The sequence below is a fragment of the Isoptericola sp. NPDC055063 genome (assembly GCF_053608125.1).
Map to the genome: position 1 here is coordinate 1 of NZ_JBSGUW010000028.1, position 1,156 is coordinate 1,156.

General features: G+C 64.8%; 1 protein-coding gene. It reads right to left on the minus strand.

What is annotated here, in order from left to right; genetic code table 11:
* Positions 1 to 962: MobV family relaxase (gene mobV / locus ACWF41_RS21385; RefSeq protein ID WP_452183225.1), on the minus strand; the 962-nt coding region annotated here is incomplete at its 3' end.
* Positions 963 to 1,156 lie beyond the last annotated feature (194 nt).

Consider the following 1,156-nt stretch of genomic DNA (forward strand, 5'->3'; position numbering starts at 1 on the left):
GTCACGCGGTCATATGCGTGGGAGAGGATCTTCTCGCAGCGCTCCCGGATCTTGAGGTTGCGCTTGGCCTGCTGGACCATGTTCTTCTGCTCGGCCGGCGTCAGCGCCTCGTAGACCTCGCGCAGCGGCTTGGATTCCGCCTCGACTGGGCGTGCCGGGTCCTTTGCCGCTTGCAAGTGGTGCTGCATGTCCGCGACCTGGTCGCGCAGCTCGGTGGCCGTCTTGCGCTCTTGCCTGGCCAGCTTCGCGCTGGCCATGACCGGCTCGGTGATGCGTGCGATGGTGCGGTTTAGCCTGGCCGCGACCTCTTCCGGCGTCTCCACGATGTCGGCCAGCATGGCGCGTTTCTTCTTGACCTTTGGCACCACCGCCGCCGGCGGAACCTCGACCGGCTTCATGGACTGGTTGAGCAGGCCGTACCACTCCTTCACGCTGGTGTGGGTGGCCGTGCTGCGCTCGATGCCGCGCTCCAGGCCGTGTTTCTGGCCGACCTGCTTGGCGAAGTCGGTCTGCATCTGCGACAGCACCTGGCGCCCGCCCAGGAACGCTTTCGCGTTGAGCTTGCCCGCGCCGTCGATCGGCACGACGTAGGCGACCAGGTGCGGCGTCTTCTCGTCCATGTGGATCGCGGCCGAGACCACGTTTTCCGAGCCGTGGCGGTCCTTGAGCCACTCCCAGGCGTCCTTCAGGTACGCCATGTGTTGGGCCTCGGTCGTGAAGTGGTCGGGGCTGCTGGCCACCAGGTACTCGATGGCCAGCACCGCGTCCTTTCGGCGCTTCGCCGGCAGCCGTGCATTGATGCCGGCGAGCACGTCGTCGGCCGTCTTGTGCTGGAAGCGGTTCTTGTTGGCTCGGTTGGGGTCGGCGTTCTTGGTGTCTCGCGTGCGGTAGGTGTGCGAGAGGCTGGCCCCGATGTTGCCCATGGTCTTGAGTTTGGCAGTGCGAAGAATGGCATACGACATGATTGGTGCTAACCTAGGGCAACGTGGAGCCTTGAAAGTGTACTCACTACACCTTTGCTGCGCAAAGGTCGTTCGCCCGCTTCGCGGGTACGGCGGCCGGTGGCCTGCCGATGGGGCAATGCCCCATACCCCGAAACCCGCGCTGGCGATTTCCCGTTTCTCGGAAATCGACCACCGCAACAAATGGGGGCGAA